Origin of the sequence: Streptomyces sp. UNOC14_S4 (assembly GCF_020740835.1) — a bacterium.
Classification (GTDB): domain Bacteria; phylum Actinomycetota; class Actinomycetes; order Streptomycetales; family Streptomycetaceae; genus Streptomyces.
The window spans coordinates 1-557 of record NZ_JAINFC010001062.1; the positions used below are offsets into that span (position 1 = coordinate 1).

A 557-nucleotide genomic window follows, 5' to 3' on the forward strand; every position below is an offset into this window, starting at 1 on the left:
CAGGGCCGGGGGTACGCGTGCGGGGTCGCGCTCCGGTGTGCGCGGCGGGCGCCGGGCCCGGCGCCGGTCGGGGACGTCAGCGCCGACCGTCAGCGTCAGTCGTCAGCGCCAGTCGGGGAAGGCGGCCGCGTAGCCGGAGCCCGACGCGTACTGTTCGCGCGGCTCGTCGAGGTCCTCGGGGAGGAGGCTCCAGACGATGAGGTCGGAGCGGATCTCCGTCCAGCCGCCGTCCGGCTTGCGGCCGCGGCCTATCCAGGCGTTGCGCAGGACGCCCTCGCTGATGCAGCCGATCTTCTGGGCGACCTGCTGGGAGGCGGTGTTGTCGGCGGCGGTGCGGATCTCCAGGCGTTCGAAGCGCTGGTCGCGGAAGAGCCATTCGGCCACGGCGAGCACGGATTCGCAGGCGTAGCCCTCGCCACGGGCCCAGGGGGCGACGACGTAGCCGATCTCGGCGGAGAGGGCGCGCCAGTCGGTGTGGTGGAGGTGGACGCAGCCGACGAGGCGGTGGGTGAGGAATTCGGCCACCGCAAAGACGATTCCGCGCCCCTGGGCGCGTT

Annotated in this window: 1 protein-coding gene; it reads right to left on the reverse strand. The window is 73.2% G+C overall.

Annotation, left to right across the window (positions count from 1 at the left end; translation table 11 throughout):
- Positions 1-102 precede the first annotated feature (102 nt).
- Positions 103-557 (reverse strand): GNAT family N-acetyltransferase (locus K6I34_RS37895; protein WP_229332531.1); only part of this gene is annotated, 455 nt, incomplete at its 5' end.